6 protein-coding genes are annotated in these 18661 nt (G+C 73.9%); all 6 read left to right on the top strand.

Annotated elements, in window-relative coordinates; genetic code table 11:
• Positions 1-19: 19 nt before the first annotated feature.
• From KIP79_RS06910 to KIP79_RS06885, 6 genes are read left to right on the top strand one after another with little or no spacing between them, the layout of a single operon-like run.
• Positions 20-238 carry an MbtH family protein gene (locus KIP79_RS06910; RefSeq protein ID WP_214103838.1) on the top strand — a complete coding sequence of 73 codons (219 nt, stop codon included), beginning with the start codon at positions 20-22 and terminating at the stop codon, positions 236-238.
• Between the two features lie 2 nt (positions 239-240).
• Positions 241-9342 carry a non-ribosomal peptide synthetase gene (locus KIP79_RS06905; RefSeq protein ID WP_214103837.1) on the top strand — a complete coding sequence of 3034 codons (9102 nt, stop codon included), beginning with the start codon at positions 241-243 and terminating at the stop codon, positions 9340-9342.
• Positions 9339-16265, top strand: a complete 6927-nt coding sequence (locus KIP79_RS06900; protein WP_214103836.1) for a non-ribosomal peptide synthetase — start codon at positions 9339-9341, stop codon at positions 16263-16265. The genes KIP79_RS06905 and KIP79_RS06900 overlap by 4 nt, the downstream gene beginning before the upstream one ends.
• Positions 16253-16930 carry a PhzF family phenazine biosynthesis protein gene (locus KIP79_RS06895; protein ID WP_214103835.1) on the top strand — a complete coding sequence of 226 codons (678 nt, stop codon included), beginning with the start codon at positions 16253-16255 and terminating at the stop codon, positions 16928-16930. Before KIP79_RS06900 ends, KIP79_RS06895 begins: the two co-directional genes overlap by 13 nt.
• 43 nt (positions 16931-16973) lie before the next feature.
• Positions 16974-17885, top strand: coding sequence for a hydroxymethylglutaryl-CoA lyase-like TIM-barrel protein (locus KIP79_RS06890; protein ID WP_214103834.1), 912 nt, complete (start codon positions 16974-16976; stop codon positions 17883-17885).
• 14 nt (positions 17886-17899) lie between these two features.
• Entirely contained in the window at positions 17900-18661 is a 762-nt protein-coding gene (locus KIP79_RS06885) for an iron-containing redox enzyme family protein (protein ID WP_214103833.1), read from the top strand.

Genomic DNA, 18661 nt, shown 5'->3' with positions numbered 1-18661 from the left:
CCGACCTATGGAGAGATCCATGAGCAACCCGTTCGAGGACGACGCGGCGGTGTACCGGGTTCTTGTGAACGCGGAGGGCCAGCACTCGTTGTGGCCGGAGTTCGCCGATGTGCCGGCCGGGTGGCAGGTCGTGCTGACGGCCGGGAGCCGCCGCGAGTGCCTGGACTACGTGGCCGAGCACTGGACCGACATGCGCCCCGCGAGCCTGGTGGCGGCGCTGCGTACCGGCCGGTCGTAGCCATGTGGTACACGATCCCCGACCTGGTCAGGCGGTGGGCCGCCGAGACCCCGGCCGCGCCGGCGCTGATCGCCGGCGGCCACGTGCGCACGTACGCGGAGCTGGCGGCGCGGGTCGACCGGACGGCGCGCGCCCTGGCGGCGCGGGGCGTCGGCACCGACGAGGTGGTGGCGCTGGCCCTGCCGCGCTCGGCTGACCTGGTGGTCGCCATGCTGGCCGCCATGCGGGCCGGCGGCGCCTTCATGCCGGTCGACCCGCGCCTGCCGGCCGAACGGATCGCGTTCATGTGCGCCGACACGCGGCCCCGCTGCCTGCTGACCACGGCGGAGCTCGCGCCCGGCCTGCCCGAGACCCCCGGCGTCGAGCACATCCTCGTCGGCGAGGTCGTCGACGACTTCGGCACCGACCTGGTCGAGGACCTGGCCGGAGACGCCGGCTCACCGGGCGGGTTGCTGCCGTCCCAGCTGGCGTACGTGATCTACACCTCGGGTTCGACCGGACGGCCGAAGGGCGTCGCGGTGACGCACGCGGGGATCGCGGAGTTCACCGAGGACCTGCTGAGCAGCGCCGGGGTCGAGCCCGGCGGAGTGGTCGCGCTCATGGCGTCGCCGAGCTTCGACGCCTCGATCATCGAGCTCCTGCTGGCGCTGGGCTCGGGCGCCGCCCTCGCGATCGCGCCGCCGGAGCTCGTGGGCGGCGCCGAGCTGAGCGGCTTCTTCGCCGAGCACGGCGTGAACTACTCGATCGTCCCGCCGTCGGTGCTGGCCACCGCACCCTCGCCCGGACCGTCCGAGTTGCCGGAGTTGCGTGGCCTGCTGGTCGGCGGTGAGGCCTGCCCGCCCGCCCTGGTGCGCGCCTGGGCCCCGGGCCGCCGCATGGTCAACGCCTACGGCCCGACCGAGGCGACCATGGCCGTGACGATCAGCCGCCCGCTGGTGGCCGGTCACGACGCGCCGCCGATCGGCCTGCCCGTCGGCGCCACCCGGCTGTACGTGCTGGACGGCCGGCTGAACCCGGCCGAGGAGGGCGAGCTGTACGCCGGCGGCGACGCGCTCGCCCGCGGCTACGTGCGCCGCCCCGGCCTGACCGCCGAGCGGTTCGTGGCCGACCCGTTCGCCGCCGACGGCAGCCGCATGTACCGGACCGGCGACCTGGTCCGCAGGCTCCCCGACGGGCAGCTGGCCTACCTGGGGCGGGCGGACGACCAGGTCAAGGTCCGCGGCCTGCGGATCGAACTCGGCGAGATCGAGGCCACGCTCGGCGCGCACCCCGCCGTCGAGCAGGCGCGGGTCGTGGTCCACGAGGACCGGCACGGCGAGCGCCGCCTGGCCGCGTACGTGGTGCCGGCCGAGGACGCCGCGTCCCACCAGGAGGGCGCCGGGCAGCACGTCGACGAATGGCGGCAGATCTACGACGAGGTGTACACCGAGATCGACCACCGCGGGTTCGGCTCGGACTTCTCCGGCTGGAACAGCAGCTACACCGGCGACGCCATCCCCGAGGAGCAGATGGCCCGCTGGCGGCAGGCGATCGTGGACCGCGTGCTGGCGTTCGGGCCACAGCGCGTGCTGGAGGTCGGCGTCGGGTCCGGCCTGATCCTGTCGGAGATCGCGCCGTTCGCCGAGGAGTACTGGGGGACCGACTACTCGGCGCCCGCGATCGAGGGCCTGCGCGCCTGGCTGCCGTCCGTGCCGGAGCTGGCCGCGAAGGTCAGGCTCGCCGCCCAGGCGGCCGACGTGCTCGACGGACTGCCCGCCGGTCACTTCGACACCGTGATCATCAACTCGGTCATCCAGTACTTCCCCGACGAGGACTACCTGCGCCGGGTGCTGAACCAGCTGCTCGGCCTGATCCGGCCGGGCGGCCGGATCTTCGTGGGCGATGTGCGCAACCTCCGTCTCGTCCGGGCGATGTGGACCGCGATCCGGCTCGGGCAGGCCGGCGACGGCGAGGACGCCGTGACTCTGCGGCGCGAGGTCGAGCAAGCCGTCGCGCTGGAGAAGGAACTGCTCGTCGACCCCGACTTCTTCGCCACGCTGGACGCCGCGGCCGTGGACGTGCGGATCAAGCGCGGGGCCGATCACAACGAACTGACCCGCCACCGCTACGACGTCGTCCTCCACAAGGGCCCGGTCAGGGCGCGCCGGCTGGCCACGCTGCCCGCGGTGTCATGGGACGAGGCGGTCGAGAGCCACGATCTTTTCGCGGGCGCTCCGGGCGGGTTCCGGCTGACGGGGGTGCCGAACGGCCGGGTGGCCGGAGAGGTCGCGGCGGCGCGGGCGGTCCAGGAGGGGCTGCTCCCGCCGGTGGCGGCGATCAGGGCCGCGGAGACCTCGGGGCCCGATCCCGAGCGGTGGCCGGAACTGGCCGCCCGGTACGGCTACCAGGCCGCGATCACCTGGTCGCCGCACGACGAGGAGCGCCTCGACGTCGTCTTCACCAGGGCCGCCGACGCGGCCGTGGACGGGACCTATCTGGCGACGTCCGTCGCGGGGCCGTTCACCAACGATCCCATCGCGACGCGGCGGCGCGGTCTCCTGGTCGCCGAACTGCGGACGGCGCTGGGCGCGCGGCTTCCCGCTTACATGGTCCCGGCGGCGTTCACGTTCCTGGACCGGCTGCCGCTGAACACGAGCGGCAAACTGGACCGCCGGGCGCTGCCCGAGCCGGACTTCGGCGGCGAGATCTCCGGCCGCGGGCCGCGCACCCCGCTGGAGCGCACGCTCTGCGAGATGGTCACCGACCTGCTGGGGCACTCCCGGGTCGGCATCGACGACAGCTTCTTCGACCTGGGCGGGCACTCGCTGCTGGCCACCCGCCTGATCAACCGGATCCGCGCGGTGCTCGGCCGCGACCTGGCCGTCGCCACGCTCTTCGCCTCGCCCACGGTGGCCGGGCTGGCGCAGGTCCTCGCCGGTTCCGGCGAGGCGGGCCCGGCCCTGAGCGTGCGCGAACGCCCCGAGTCCCTGCCGTTGTCGTACGCGCAGCGCCGCGTGTGGCTGCTGACCCGGCTCGATCCGCTCGGCTGGACCTACAACCTGCCGCTGGTGTTGCGGTTGTCGGCCGCGCCCGACGTGGCCGCCCTCACCGCCGCCTTCGCCGACCTCGTGGCACGACACGAAAGCCTCCGCACGATCTTCCCCGAAACCGACGGCGAACCACGCCAGCAAATCCTCGACCACGCCGACGTCCTCACCATCGCCACCCACGGCGACCCCGCCCAAGCCGCACGCCACACCTTCGACCTCACCACCGACACCCCCCTGCGCGCCTGGCTCTTCCCCGACCACACCCTCCTGATCGTCCTGCACCACATCGCCGGCGACGGCTGGTCCATGGCACCCCTCGCCCGCGACCTCGCCACCGCCTACGCCGCCCGCCTCACCGGACACGCACCCGACTGGCAACCCCTCCCCGTCCAGTACGCCGACTACGCGCTCTGGCAGCGCGAGCTCGACAGCACGGGCGACGTGGCCTTCTGGCGGGACACTCTGGCCGGTATCCCCGATGAGCTCGCGTTGCCGTACGACCGGCCGCGGCCGACCTCCTCCAGCTACCAGGGCGAGCTGCTTCCCTTCGCCATCCCGGCGGCCGTGCACGAGGCGCTGCTCGGGCTGGCCCGCGAGAGCGGCGCGACGTTGTTCATGGCCGTGCACGCGGCCGTGGCGGCCCTGTTCACCCGGCTCGGCGCGGGGACCGACATCCCCCTCGGTTCGGTCGTGGCGGGACGTAACGACGAAGCCCTCACCGACCTGGTCGGGTTCTTCGTCAACACCCTGGTCCTGCGCGCCGACACCTCCGGCGACCCGACCTTCCGCCAGCTCCTCACCCGGGTACGCGAAACCGACCTCACCGCGTTCGCCCACCAGGACCTCCCCTTCGACCGTCTCGTCGAAGCCCTCAACCCGGCGCGCTCCCTCAGCCGGCACCCCCTCTTCCAGACCATGCTGGTGCTCCAGAACAACGAGACGATCGGGTTCGACCTGGCGGGCCTGTCCGTGGACACCCGCTCCGCCACCTCCTCGGCGGCCCAGTTCGACCTGTTCTTCAACCTCACCGACCAGCCGTCCGGCGGCATCACCGGTGAGCTGATCTACCGCACCGAGCTGTTCGAGCGGGCCACGGCAGAGAGCCTGGTCACCCGGCTGACGCTGATCCTCCAAGCGGCGGCCGAGAACCCCGACACCCCGCTCAGCCGCCTGCCCGTCCTCACCGGCGACGAACGGCGGACGATCCTCGGCGCCTGGAACGAGACCGGGCGCGACATCGCCTACCCCACCTTGGTCAGGCTCTTCGACCAGCAGCTCGTCCGCACGCCGGACGCGCCGGCCGTCACGGACGGCGCGACCGAGCTGAGCTACCGCGACCTCGACCGGCGCGCCAACCTGGTCGCGCACGAACTGGCCGCGCTCGGCGCCGGCCCCGACACGCCGGTCGCGGTGCTGCTCGACCGGTCGGCCGAGCTGGTCGTGACCGTGCTCGGCGTGCTGAAGGCGGGCGCCTGCTACGTGCCGCTGCCCGTCGACGCGCCGCCCGAGCGGCTGCGCCTGATGATCGAGCAGGCGGGCGCGGACATCCTGGTCACCGACCGGCCCGGCGTGGGCGGCACCCGGCACGTGCTGCCCTGCCCGGCCGGACGCCGGGACAACGCCCCGCTGGTGGATCCGCGGCCCGACCACCTGGCGTACGTGATGTTCACCTCCGGCTCCACCGGGGTGCCCAAGGGCGTCGCGCTGACCCACCGCAACGCGGCCGGTTTCGTCTCCGACGAGGTGTGGACGGCTCCGCAGACCGTGCTCATGCACTCGCCGACCGGCTTCGACGCGTCCGTGCACGAGCTCTGGGTCCCGCTGCTGCGCGGCGGCCGCATCGTGATCGCCCCGCCCGGCGCGCTGACCCGGATCGACCCGGCGCTCGGCGTCACCCGGCTCTGGCTGACCTCCGGCCTGTTCTCGGCGCTCGCCGAGGAGCCGGCCAACTTCGACGGTGTGCGGGAGGTCCTCACCGGCGGCGACGTGGTGTCCGCCGCGGCCGTCCGCCGCGTGCTCGACGGCCGGCCCTGGCTCACCATCCGCGCGTTGTACGGCCCGACCGAGACCACCACCTGCTCCACCCGGCACCCGCTGACGGACGCGGCCACCGTCCCGGCGTCCGTCCCGCTGGGCGGCCCGATGGACAACACCCGCCTCTACGTGCTCGACGAGTGGCTGCGCCCGGTGCCGCCCGGCGTGCCGGGCGAGCTCTACATCGGCGGGAACGGCCTGGCCCGCGGCTACCTCGGCCAGCCCGCGCTCACCGCGGAACGCTTCGTCGCCGACCCGTACGGCCCGCCAGGCGCCCGCCTCTACCGCACCGGCGACCTCACCCGGCGACGGCCCGACGGCACGCTGGAGTTCATCGGCCGCACCGACGCCCAGGTGAAGGTACGCGGCTACCGCGTCGAACCGGGCGAGATCGAGTCGGCGCTGACCGCGCACCCGGCCGTCGCCGACGCACACGTGGCGGTCCGGGACGAGCGCCTGATCGGCTACCTGGTCGGCGCGACCGACCGGGACGTGCCCGCGGTGGCCGCGCTGGCCGCCCGCACGCTGCCCGACTACATGCTCCCGGCGGCGTACGTGGCGCTGGACCGGCTGCCGCTCACCCCGAACGGCAAGCTCGACCGGGACGCGCTCCCGACCCCCGCGGTGCGGACGGGCGCGGACACGGCGCGCACCCCGCACGAGGAGATCGTCGCCAACCTCTTCGCCGACCTGCTCGGGCTGCCCGCGGTCGGCGCGCACGACGACTTCTTCGCCCTCGGCGGGCACTCGCTGCTCGCCACCCGCCTGGTCAACCGGATCAGGGCGGCGCTCGGCCGCGACCTCGGCGTCGCGGCGGTCTTCGAGTCGCCCTCCCCCGCCGGTCTGGCCGAAGCCCTGGCCCGGGCGACGGCCGACGCCGCGCCCCCGCTGGTCGCCCGCCCGCGCCCGGACGACCTGCCGCTCTCCTCCGCCCAGCAGCGGTTGTGGTTCCTCAGCCGGTTGAACGGCCTGGGCTGGCCGCTGGTGTTGCGGCTGCGCGGCCCCCTGGACACCGCCGCGCTGACCGGCGCCCTGACCGACGTGGTGAACCGGCACGAGAGCCTGCGCACCGTCTTCCCCGAGATCGGGGGCGAGCCACGGCAGCGCATCCTGCCGGGCGTCACCGCCGGGGACTTCCTCACCGTCGCCGACGTCGAGCCGGACGCGCTGGACGAGCAGGTCGCCGCGGCGGCCGGGCACCAGTTCGACCTGACCGCCGACACCCCGCTCAAGGCCTGGCTGCTGCGCCAGGCCCCGGACGAGCACGTGCTCGTGCTGGTGCTCCACCACATCGCCGGTGACGGCTGGTCCATGGGCCCGCTCGCCCGCGACCTGAGCTCCGCGTACGCCGCGAGGGCGGCGGAACGCGCGCCGGACTGGCCGCCGCTGCCGGTGCAGTACGCCGACTACGCGCTCTGGCAGCACGACCTCGACACCAGCGACCACCTGGCCTTCTGGCGGGACCGGCTCAGCGAGCTCCCCGAGGAGCTGGCGCTGCCGTACGACCGGCCACGGCCGAGCGTGTCGGACCACCGCGGCGACCTGGTGTCGTTCCAGGTGCCCGGCGAGCTGCACAACCGGCTGGCGGGCCTGGCCAGGGAGAGCGGCGCCACCCTGTTCATGGTCATGCACGCGGCGGTGGCCGCGCTCTACACCCGGCTGGGCGCGGGCACCGACATCCCCCTCGGCCTGGCCGTCGCGGGCCGCGGCGACGAGGCCCTGGACGACCTGGTCGGCTTCTTCGTCAACTCGCTGGTGCTGCGCGCCGACACCTCAGGCGACCCGAGCTTCCGCGAACTGCTGGCCCGGGTCCGCGAGGCCGACCTCGGCGCGTACGCCCACCAGGATCTGCCGTTCGACCGGCTGGTCGAGGCGCTCAACCCGGCCCGCTCGCTGGCCCGGCATCCGCTGTTCCAGACCATGCTGGTGCTCCAGAACAACGTGCGCGCCGAGTTCGCGCTCGACGGCGTGACCGCCGAGGTGGACGCGGGCGCGGGCGGCGGGGACGCGATCCGGGTCGGTCCTGTCGACTTCGACCTGTCCATCAGCATGGTCGAGAACCACGGCGAGGACCGCACGCCGGAGGGCATCACCGCCGACCTCCGGTTCCGGACCGAGCTGTTCGACCGGGCGACCGTGGAAAGCATGGCCGACCGGCTGCTGCGGCTGCTCGACGCCGTGGCCGCCGAACCGGACCTGCCCATCGGCCGGGTCGAGATCCTCACCCCGTCCGAGCGTGACTGCCTGACGCGCGGCTGGAACGACACCGCGCGCGTGACGCCGGTCGGCTCGCTGCCCGAGCTGTTCGCGGCGCAGGCGCGGCGGACGCCCGACGCGGTCGCCGTGCACGACGACGACGTGCTGCTGACCTACGCCGAGCTGGACCGGCGCGCCAACGCGCTGGCCTGCCGCCTGGCCGGCGAGGGGGTCGGCAGAGACGAGCCGGTCGCGATTCTGCAGCGACGGTCGGCGGAGTACGTGGTGAGCGTGCTCGGCGTGCTCAAGGCAGGCGGCGTCTACCTGCCGCTGCCGCACAACGCGCCGCCCGGCCGCCGCGAGTTCATGATCCGGCAGACCGGGGCGCGCATCCTGATCACCGACGGCCCCGACACGTCCGGACTGACCGTGCTCCGGCCCGACCGTGCTTCCCGTGACCTGCCGCCGGACATCGGAATCCACCCCGACCAGGGGGCGTACATCATGTACACCTCCGGCTCGACCGGCGCGCCGAAGGGCATCCTCGTCACCCAGCGCAACGTCGTGGACTTCGCGCTGGACAGCCGGTGGCGGGCCGAGCCGCCGGACCGCGCGCTGATGCACTCGGCGCTGGCGTTCGACGCGTCCACGTTCGACATCTGGACGCCGTTGCTGTCCGGCGGGCGGATCGTGGTGGCGCCGGCCGGGGACCTGGACACCGAGGTCCTGGCCAGGACCATCCGGTCGGGCGGGGTCACCTCGGCGGTGTTCACCGCGGCCCTGTTCCACCTGATGGTCGAGGACGCGCCGGACGCGCTGGCGGGGCTGCGCCTGGTCTGGGCGGCCGGTGACGTCGTGTCGGTGGAGTCGGTGGCCCGGCTGCTGCGCCGCGGCTCCGGCACCCAGGTGGCCACCGCCTGGGGCACCACCGAGACCACGGTCATCTCGTCCTGGCATCCGGTGAGCGAGGCCGACGGGCGCACCATGCCGATCGGCACGCCGATGGACAACACCCGTCTGTACGTCCTGGACCGCTGGCTGCGGATCGTGCCGCCCGGCGTGACCGGCGAACTGTACGTCGGCGGCTCCGGCCTGGCCCGCGGCTACGTCGCCCAGCCGGGCCTGACCGCCGAGCGCTTCGTCGCCGACCCGTACGGCCCGCCGGGCGAACGCCTCTACCGAACCGGCGACCTGGCCCGCCGGCTGCCGGACGGCGTGCTCGACTTCGTCGGACGCGCCGACGGCCAGGTCAAGATCCGCGGCTACCGGGTCGAGCCCGGCGAGATCGAGACCGTGCTCACCCGCCACCCGGACGTGGCCCACGCCGCCGTGGTCCCCCGCGAGGACCGGCCCGGCGACCGCCGCCTGGTCGCCTACCTGGTACCCGCCGACGGCACGGCCGACGTGCCCGCGGTACGGGCGCACGCCGCGCTCAGCCTGCCCGACTACATGGTCCCGGCCGCCTTCGTGACCCTGGACCGGCTGCCGCTCACCGCGAACGGCAAGGTCGACCGCCGGGCGCTGCCCGCGCCACAGACCCAGATCGGGACCACCGCGCCGCGCACGCCGCAGGAAGAGGCCCTGTGCCGGCTGTTCGCGGACGTGCTCTCCCTGCCGCAGGTCGGCCCGGACGACAACTTCTTCGACCTGGGCGGGCACTCGCTGCTGGCCACCCGCCTGGTCAACCGCGTCCGCGCGGCGCTCGACGTCGACCTCACGGTGGTCGCCCTGTTCGAGGCGCCGACCGCGGCCTCGCTCGCCGCCCGTCTGACCGCGCCACCCGACAGCGCGCCGGCCCGGCCGAAGCTGCGGCCCCGCGCGCTCGCCGCCAGGGAGGGCCGATGACCACCACCCCGACGATTCCGCTGTCCTACGCCCAGCAGCGGCTGTGGTTCCTCAGCCGGCTCGACCCGGCGGGCGCGGGCTTCAACCTGCCGCTGGTGTTGCGGTTGTCGGCCGCGCCGGACCTGGCCGCCCTCACCGCCGCCTTCGCCGACCTCGTGGCACGACACGAAAGCCTCCGCACGATCTTCCCCGAAACCGACGGCGAACCACGCCAGCAAATCCTCGACCACGCCGACGTCCTCACCATCGCCCCCCACGGCGACCCCGCCCAAGCCGCACGCCACACCTTCGACCTCACCACCGACACCCCCCTGCGCGCCTGGCTCTTCCCCGACCACACCCTCCTGATCGTCCTGCACCACATCGCCGGCGACGGCTGGTCCATGGCACCCCTCGCCCGCGACCTCGCCACCGCCTACGCCGCCCGCCTCACCGGACACGCACCCAACTGGCAACCCCTCCCCGTCCAGTACGCCGACTACTCGCTCTGGCAGCGGGAGGTGCTCGGCGACGAATCCGACCCGGGCAGTGAGATGTCCCGTCAGCTCGGCCACTGGCGGGAGCACCTCCGCGACCTGCCGGAGCAGCTGGCCCTGCCGTACGACCGGGCGCGGCCGGCAGTGTCGTCGCACGCGGGCGCGAGCGTGCCGATCCTGCTGGGCCGCCAGACGCGGGAGCGGCTGTCGCGGGTCGCGCGTGGTGAGGGCGCGACGTTGTTCATGGCGCTGCACGCGGCCGTGGCCGCCCTGTTCACCCGGCTCGGTGCCGGAACCGACATCCCCCTCGGTTCCGTCGTGGCAGGACGTAACGACGAAGCCCTCACCGACCTGGTCGGATTCTTCGTCAACACCCTCGTCCTGCGCGCCGACACCTCCGGCGACCCGACCTTCCGCCAGCTCCTCACCCGCGTACGCGAAACCGACCTCACCGCCTACGCCCACCAGGACCTCCCCTTCGACCGCCTCGTCGAAGCCCTCAACCCCGCCCGATCCCTCAGCCGCCACCCCCTCTTCCAGACCATGCTCGTGCTCCAGAACAACGAGACGGCCGGCTTCGAGCTGGGCGACCTCGCGGCCGAGGTGAGCGAGGTCGAGGCGGCGACCGCCCAGTTCGACCTGTCGTTCAATTTCACGACGGAGCTCGCGGGCGAGCTGGTCTACCGCACCGAGCTGTTCGAGCGGGCCACGGCGGAAAGCCTGGTCACCCGCCTCACGCTGATCCTCGAAGCGGCGGCAGACAACCCCGACACCCCGCTCAGCCGCCTGCCCGTCCTCACCGCCGACGAGCACCACACGATCCTGAAGACCTGGAACGACACGGCGTATCCGCTGCCGAACGCCACCCTGGCCGAGCTGTTCGCCGCCCAGGCGGCCCGCACGCCCGACGCGATCGCGGTCGCCGCCCCGCAGACCGACCCGCGGACCGAGCTGACCTACGCCGAGCTCGACCGGCGCGCCAACACGCTGGCGCACCAGTTGGCCCGGCTCGGCGCGGGCCCCGACGTGCCGGTCGCCGTCGAGCTGGAGCGCGGCCCCGATCTGCTGGTCGCGTTCCTCGGAGTGCTCAAGGCCGGTGCCTGCTACCTGCCGCTGGCGCCGGACGCGCCGCCCGAGCGCCGCGCCGAGATGCTGGCCCGCAGCGGAGCCGTGACCGTGGTGGACGCCGTCCCCGCGACCGGCACACCCGAGCCGCCCGCGGTGAAGGGCCTGCCGGGCGACCTCGCCTACGTCATGTACACCTCGGGGTCGACCGGCGTCCCCAAGGGCGTGGCGGTCACCAACCAGGGCGTGGCCGCGTTCGCGCTCGACCGGGGCTGGCGCGCGGCCGAGCCCGTGCGGTTCCTGTTCCACGCGCCGCACGCCTTCGACGCCTCGACGCTGGAGATCTGGGTGCCGCTGCTGACGGGCGGAACGGTCGTGGTCGCGCCGCCCGGCGAGGTGGACCTGACCGCGCTCGACCGGCTGCTGCCGCGCGACGCCAGGGCCCGGGTGCACGCGACCGCCGGGCTGTTCCAGGTGGTCGCCGAGGAGAGCCCGGCCGCCTTCGCGGGCGTCGGCGAGGTGCTGACCGGCGGCGACGTGGTGCCGGCCGCGGCCGTTCGGCGGGTGCTCGCGCACTCCCCCGGGCTGACCGTGCGCGCCCTCTACGGCCCGACCGAGACCACCATGTGCGCCACCCGGCACACGATGACCGGGAACGTCCCCGATCGGGTGCCGATCGGGCGGCCGATGGACAACACCCGCGGCTACGTGCTCGACCGCGCCCTGCGGCCGGTCCCGCCCGGCGTCGAGGGCGAGCTCTACCTCGCCGGGCCCGGACTGGCCCGCGGCTACCTGGGCCAGCCCGCCCTCACCGCCGACCGCTTCGTCGCCGACCCGTACGGGCCGCCAGGCGAGCGCATGTACCGCACCGGCGACCTGGCCCGCTGGCTGCCGGACGGCGTGCTGGACTTCGCCGGACGGGTCGACAGCCAGGTCAAGATCCGCGGCTACCGGGTCGAGCCCGCCGAGGTCGAGGCCGTGCTCACCCGCCACCCGGACATCAGCCACGCCACCGTCCTGCCGGTCGAGGGCCGCCTGGTGGCGTACGTGCTCCCGGCCGGGGCCGACCTGGACGCGCTGCGCGAGCACGCCGCCCGGCACCTGCCCGAGTACATGATCCCGGGCGCGTTCACGGCGCTCGACGAACTGCCGATCACCCCCAACGGCAAGCTCGACCGTGCCGCCCTCCCCGCCCCGGCCGCGCCGGAACGTGACGACACCGCCCCGCGCACCCCGCGCGAGGACGTCCTGGCCGGGCTGTTCGCCGGGCTGCTCGGCCTGCCGTCGGTCGGGATCCACGACGACTTCTTCGCCCTCGGCGGGCACTCGCTGCTCGCCACCCGCCTGGTCAACCGGATCAGGAGCGCGCTCGGCCAGGAGGTCGGCGTGGCCGCCGTGTTCGACGCGCCCACCGTCGCCGGCCTGGCCCGGACGCTGGAGCGGGCCGACACCGGCCGGCCCCTGGTCGCAGGACCGCGCCCCGAGCTGCTGCCGCCCTCCTACGCCCAGCAGCGGTTGTGGTTCCTCAGCCGCCTGGACGCCCTGGGCTGGACCTACAACCTGCCGCTGATCCTGCGCCTGGACGGCCCGCTCCAGTGGCGCGCGCTCTCCGCCGCCCTCACCGACGTCGTGGCCCGGCACGAGAGCCTGCGCACGGTCTTCCCCGAGCACGACGGGCAGCCGTACCAGAAGATCCTGCCGGTCGAGGAGGTCGCGGGCAGGCTGCTCACCCGGGTGGTGATCGCGAAGAGCAAGCTGGAGACGGCGGTCGCGGAGGCCGCGCGGCACGTGTTCGACCTGACCACCGAGGTCCCGCTCAAGGCGTGGCTGCTGCGCGCCGGACGGGACCGGCACGTGCTGGTCCTGCTCACCCACCACATCGCCTCCGACGGCTGGTCGATGGCCCCGCTCGCCCGCGACCTGGCCACCGCGTACGCCGCCCGTCTGGCCGGACGCGCGCCCGGCTGGGAACCGCTTCCCGTGCAGTACGCCGACTACGCGCTCTGGCAGCGCGAGCGCGGCCTCGGCGAGCAGGACGCCTTCTGGCGCGAGTACCTGGCGGGGCTGCCGGACGAGCTGGCCCTGCCGTACGACCACGCCCGGCCGAGCGTCTCCGACCAGCGCGGCGGCCTGGTCCCCGTCGCGATCCCCGCGGACCTGCACGGTCGCCTGCTCGACCTGGCCAGGGCCGGCGGCGCGACGTTGTTCATGGTGCTCCAGGCGGCGGTCGCGGCGCTGTTCACCCGGCTGGGCGCGGGCACCGACATCCCGCTGGGCTCCGGCTCGGCGGGCCGCACCCACGACGCGCTGGACGACCTGGTCGGCTTCTTCGTCAACACGCTCGTGCTGCGCGCCGACACCTCCGGCGACCCGAGCTTCCGCGAACTGCTGGCGCGGGTCCGCGAGGCCGACCTCGGCGCGTACGCCCACCAGGACATGCCCTTCGACCGGCTGGTCGAGGTGGTCAACCCGCCGCGTTCGCTCAGCCGCCACCCGCTCTTCCAGACCAGCGTGATGCTGCACAAGAACCAGACGCCCGACTTCGACCTGCCGGGCCTGCGCGTCCAGGTGGCGCGGACCTCGTCGGTGGCCGGGCAGTTCGACCTGTCGTTCAACCTCACCGACCACGAGCTCACCGACCACGAGCTCACCGACCACGAGGAGGGCGGCATCACCGGTGAGCTGGTCTACCGCACCGAGCTTTTCGACCACGCGACGGCGGAAAGCCTGGTCACCCGCCTGACGCTGATCCTCGAAGCCGCCGCGGCCGACCCCGGCACGCCGCTCAGCCGGCTGCCGATCCTCACCGCCGCCGAGCGGGACACGCTGCTGGGCGGGTGGAACGACACCGACCAGGACGTGCCGGACGCGACACTCGCCGAACTCTTCGCCGCCCAGGCCGCCCGCACCCCCGACGCCGTGGCGGTCGCCGACGGCGAGACCCGGCTGACCTACGCCCAGCTCGACCGCCGGGCCAACACACTCGCGCACGACCTGGCCGGGCGCGGCGCGGGACCGGACACCCCGGTCGCGATCATCATGGAGCGTGGTCCCGGCCTGCTGGTGGCGATCCTCGGCGTGCTCAAGGCGGGCGCCTGCTACCTGCCGCTCATGCCCAGCCTCCCGGCCGACCGCCGCGACCACATCCTGACCGCGAGCGGCGCCGGGATCGTGCTCACCGCCGCGCCCGACGCGGAGACCGCCGGGCCACCCCAGGTCGCGACGCATCCCGACACGCTCGCGTACGTCATGTTCACCTCCGGCTCCACCGGCGCGCCCAAGGGCGTGGCCGTGAGCAACCGGGGCGTCGTGGTGATGAGCCTGGACCTCGGCTGGACCGAGGGCGCGCTGGAGCGGGTGCTGATGCACGCACCGCACTCCTTCGACGCCTCCACGTTCGAGATCTGGCCGGCGTTGTTGTCCGGCGGCACGGTCGTGCTCGCCCCGCCCGGCGACCTGGACGTGGCCGAGGTGAGCCGGGTCATCGCGACGAACCAGGTGACGTGCGCGCTGTTCACGCCCGCGCTGTTCAACCTGATGGCCGACGAGGCGCTGGACGCGCTGGGCCTGCTGCGGCAGGTGTGGACCGGCGGCGACCTGGTGTCCACCACGTCGGTGCAGCGGGTGATCGACGCCTGCCCCGGCACGGTGGTCACCGCGGGCTACGGCCCGACCGAGACCACGGTCATCGTCACCTCCCACCCGATGCCCGCCGAGCACCGCGTCGGCCGCCGCGTGCCGATCGGCCGCCCGCTCGGCAACACCCGGCTGTACGTGCTCGACCGCCACCTGCGCCTGGTGCCGCCCGGCGTGCCCGGCGAGGTGTACGTCGGCGGGCCCCGGGTCACCCGCGGCTACGTGGGCCAGCCCGGCCTGACCGCGGAGCGTTTCACCGCCGACCCGTACGGGACGCCCGGCGGCCGCATCTACCGCACCGGGGACATCGCCCGCTGGCTGCCCGACGGCACGCTGGAGTTCGTCACGCGGGCCGACGCCCAGGTCAAGATCCGCGGCTACCGGGTGGAGCCCGGCGAGATCGAGGCCGTGCTGACCCGGCACCCGGACGTCGCGCACGCCTCCGTCGTGGCCCGCGAGGACCGACCGGGCGACCGCCGCCTGGTCGCCTACGTCGTCCCCGCCGACGTCGACCTCTTTAACGTCGACCTCTCGAACGTCGATCTCGCCGACGTCCGCGAGCACGCCGCCGCGCTGCTGCCCGACTACATGGTCCCGGCCGCGTTCGTGCCGCTGGACCAGCTGCCGCTGACCCCCAACGGCAAGGTGGACCGCCGGGCGCTGCCCGCGCCGCAGGACACCGGGCCCGCAGGCGACCTGCCGCGCACCCCCGGCGAGGAGCTCCTGGCCGGTCTGTTCGCCGAGGTCCTGGCCCTGCCATCGGTCGGCGTGCACGATGACTTCTTCGCCCTCGGCGGGCACTCGCTGCTGGCCACCCGCCTGGTCACCCGGATCAGGGCCACCCTCGGCCACGACCTCGGCGTCGCCGCCCTGTTCGAAACGCCCACCGTGGCCGGGCTCGCCGCCGAACTGGGCTCGGGCTCCTCCCCGCGCGACGCGCTGCGCACGATGCTGCCGCTGCGCCGCGGCTCCGGCCGCGCCGCCCTGTTCTGCGTGCACCCGGGGGGCGGCATGAGCTGGTGCTACTCCGGCCTGCTCCGCCACCTCGACCCGGCCATCCCCGTGTACGGCCTGCAGTCCCGCACCCTGCACGAGCCCGGCCCGCTGCCCGCCTCGGTGCACGAGGTCGCGGCCGACTACCTGGAGCAGATCCGCAAGGTGCAGCCGCGCGGGCCGTACTTCCTGCTCGGCTGGTCCTTCGGCGGGGTCGTCGCCCACACGATCGCGGCCCGGTTGCGGGCCGAAGGTGACGAGGTGGGCCTGCTGGCCCTGCTCGACGGCTACCCGGCCGCCGGGGCGGACGACGACTACCTGCTCGACGAGCGGGAGATCATGGCGCTCGCCTTCGACGGGCTGGACGTGCTGGCGGACGTGGACGGCGACGTCTCGCCGGAGCGGGTGCTGGCCATCCTGCGGGAGAAGGGCAGCGCCTTCGGCAGCCTCGACGCCGACGTGGTGGCCGCGCTGCTGCGGGTGACCGTCAACAACGGCCGCCTGCTCCGCGAGTACACCCCGCCCGTCTTCCGCGGCGACGCGCTGCTCTTCCAGGCCGGGCGCGAGGGCGGCCTGGCAGAGCGCGTGGCGCTGTGGCGGCCGCACATCACGGGCCGGGTCGAGACGCGGGTGCTGGACTGCGGGCACTCGCATATGACCTCGCCCCCGTCCCTGTCCGCCGTCGGGTCGGTCGTCGGCCCGATCCTGGCCGCTGTCAACAAGCCGAAGGAGAGCAGGTCATGGTTGAAGTGATGGTCCTGCGGGTGTTCACCGACGTCGCCGGCGCGTACGGCAACCATCTGGGCCTGGTGCTCGACGGCGGTCAGGTGGCCGAGGCCGACCGGACCACGCTCGCGGCCAAGCTGGGCTTCAGCGCCACGGTCTACGTCGACGACCTCGCGACCGGCGAGCTGCGGATCCACACGCCCGGCGGCGAACTGCCCTTCGCCGGTCACCCGGTCGTCGGCACCGCCTGGGCGATCGCCAGGGAGACCGGCGCGCTGCCGGCCACCGTGCTGCCCCCGGCCGGTCCCGTGCCGGTCCGGCAGCAGGACGGCAGCATCTGGATCACCGCCTCGCTGGCCGGGACCCCGCCGTGGTGGCACGAGCGCCTGGCCACCGCCGCCCAGGTCGGCGACCTGGCAGGCCCGCTGGACCCCGGCCAGGACATGACCCAGCTCTGGGCCTGGGAGGACGAGACCACGGGACACGTCCGGGCCAGGGTCTTCGCCGGGCGGCTCGGCATCACCGAGGACGAGGCCTGCGGGTCGGCCTCCATGCGCCTGTCCGCCGCCCTCGGCCGGCCCCTCACCGTGCGGCACGGCGCCGGCTCGGTGATCCACGTACGGCCGGGCGTCCGTCCCGGCACCGCCGACGTCGGCGGACGGGTCGTCCGCGACGAAGTCCGTCACCTGTAGCGCCTCACCCCACCGCCAGACACACAGCAAGAGGAGTCGTCCGATGCGCATCCCCCACGTCCTCGACGTGACCCTCAGAGACGGGGGTTACGTGAACCGGCACGCCTGGTCGCTGTCCGACGCGATCCGGGTGGTGCGCGCCGTCGCCGACGGCGGCGTCCTCAGCGTCGAAGTCGGTTACTTCCGCCCGGAACGGCACGACGTGGACGGCGGGACCGTGCCCGCCGCGTCCTGCCCGCCGTACTACCTGGAGAAGCTGCGGGCCACCGCGGCCGACACGACCACGCTGGTGGTGATGGTCCGCGAGCCGGTCCCGGCGGCGCACTACCGCGAGCTGGCCGACCTGGGTGTGGGCATGGTCCGGCTGCCGACCCGGCCCACCGCGTTCGACCAGGCCGAGCGCGAGATCGCCGCCATCCACGACGCGGGCATGCGGGCCGCGCTCAACCTGATCCGGGTGAGCGAGCTCGATCCCGCCGCCATCGCCTCCGCCGCCGCCGTGGCGGAGCGGGCCGCCGCCGACGTGTTCTACCTGGCCGACTCCAACGGCAGCCTCTTCCCCGAGGACGTCCCCGAGCTCGTCGAGGTGGCCAGGCAGGCCACCTCGGTGCCGCTCGGCTTCCACGCGCACGACGGCCTCAGCCTCGCCTTCGGCAACTCGCTCGCCGCGCTGGCCGCCGGCTGCGAGTACGTCGACGCCTCGCTCGGCGGCCTCGGCAAGGGCGGCGGCAACCTCTGCCTCGAACTGCTCGCCAGCTACCTGCGGGCCCGCGGCGAGGCCCCCTTCGACCTGACCCCACTCGCCCTGACCAGTGCCGACGTCATCTCCCCGCTCCGCGAGGGTGGCGCGATGGCCCGCTGCGAGTCGATCGTGTCCGGCCTGCTCAACCTCAACATCGACGAGATCGCCAACCTCCGCGCCAAGGGCGGGGTGCTCCCCCTGCTGAACTCCTAACAAAGGTGAATTCAATGACCGGCTTCGTGGCGGAACTGGACCAGCTCATCAGCGAGCGCCGCAAGATGACCAGCCCCCTCTACCAGACCATCCTCGCCGGCAAGGCCACCCAGCGGCTGTTGCAGACGTTCGTCGTGCAGCGCTGGCCCATCAAGAACCTCTGGACCCGCAACATCCTCGGCATCGCGTCCCGGGTGGACGACTACCGGCTGCGTGCCCTGCTCGTGGAGAACATCTACGAGGAGGAGACCGGGTCCCTGTCCGGCTCCTCGCGGCACCTGGACACCTTCGCCGACTTCGGCAGCGCGGTCGGGGTGACCAGGGAGTACCTGGACGACCCGCGCCCCTGGGCGGAGACCTCGGCCGTGGTCGCGCACAACATCGACGCGTGCAACAACACCGACGTGCACTTCACCGCGGGCGTCGCCTCGGTGCTGCTGCTGATGGAGGGCCAGCCGCCCATCGTCACCGCCGACGGCGGGCGCAGCATGCTCTCGGTGATGCGTGACGACTACGGCCTGCCCCGCTTCGGCTACGAGTTCTTCGTGCACCACGCCTCCAGCGACGCCGGGTCCGACGCGGTCAGCGAGCTGGAGGACGAGCACGCGGCCGCCGCCCGCGAGCTGCTGGTGCGCTACTGCGACACCCCCGAGCTGCGGCAGCAGGCCCACGACTACCTGGTGCGGGCGCTGGAGCTGCGGCACCGTCACTTCGACGCCATCCTGCGCGAGGCCTACGACCCTTCCGAACCTGTCTTCCGTTACCCGAACGCGTGA

The sequence above is a fragment of the Acrocarpospora catenulata genome (assembly GCF_018476525.1).
In the GTDB taxonomy this organism is placed as follows: Bacteria; Actinomycetota; Actinomycetes; order Streptosporangiales; family Streptosporangiaceae; genus Acrocarpospora; species Acrocarpospora catenulata.
Note: the sequence above shows the minus strand (reverse complement) of the source record. Positions and strands in the feature narration are given on the sequence as shown.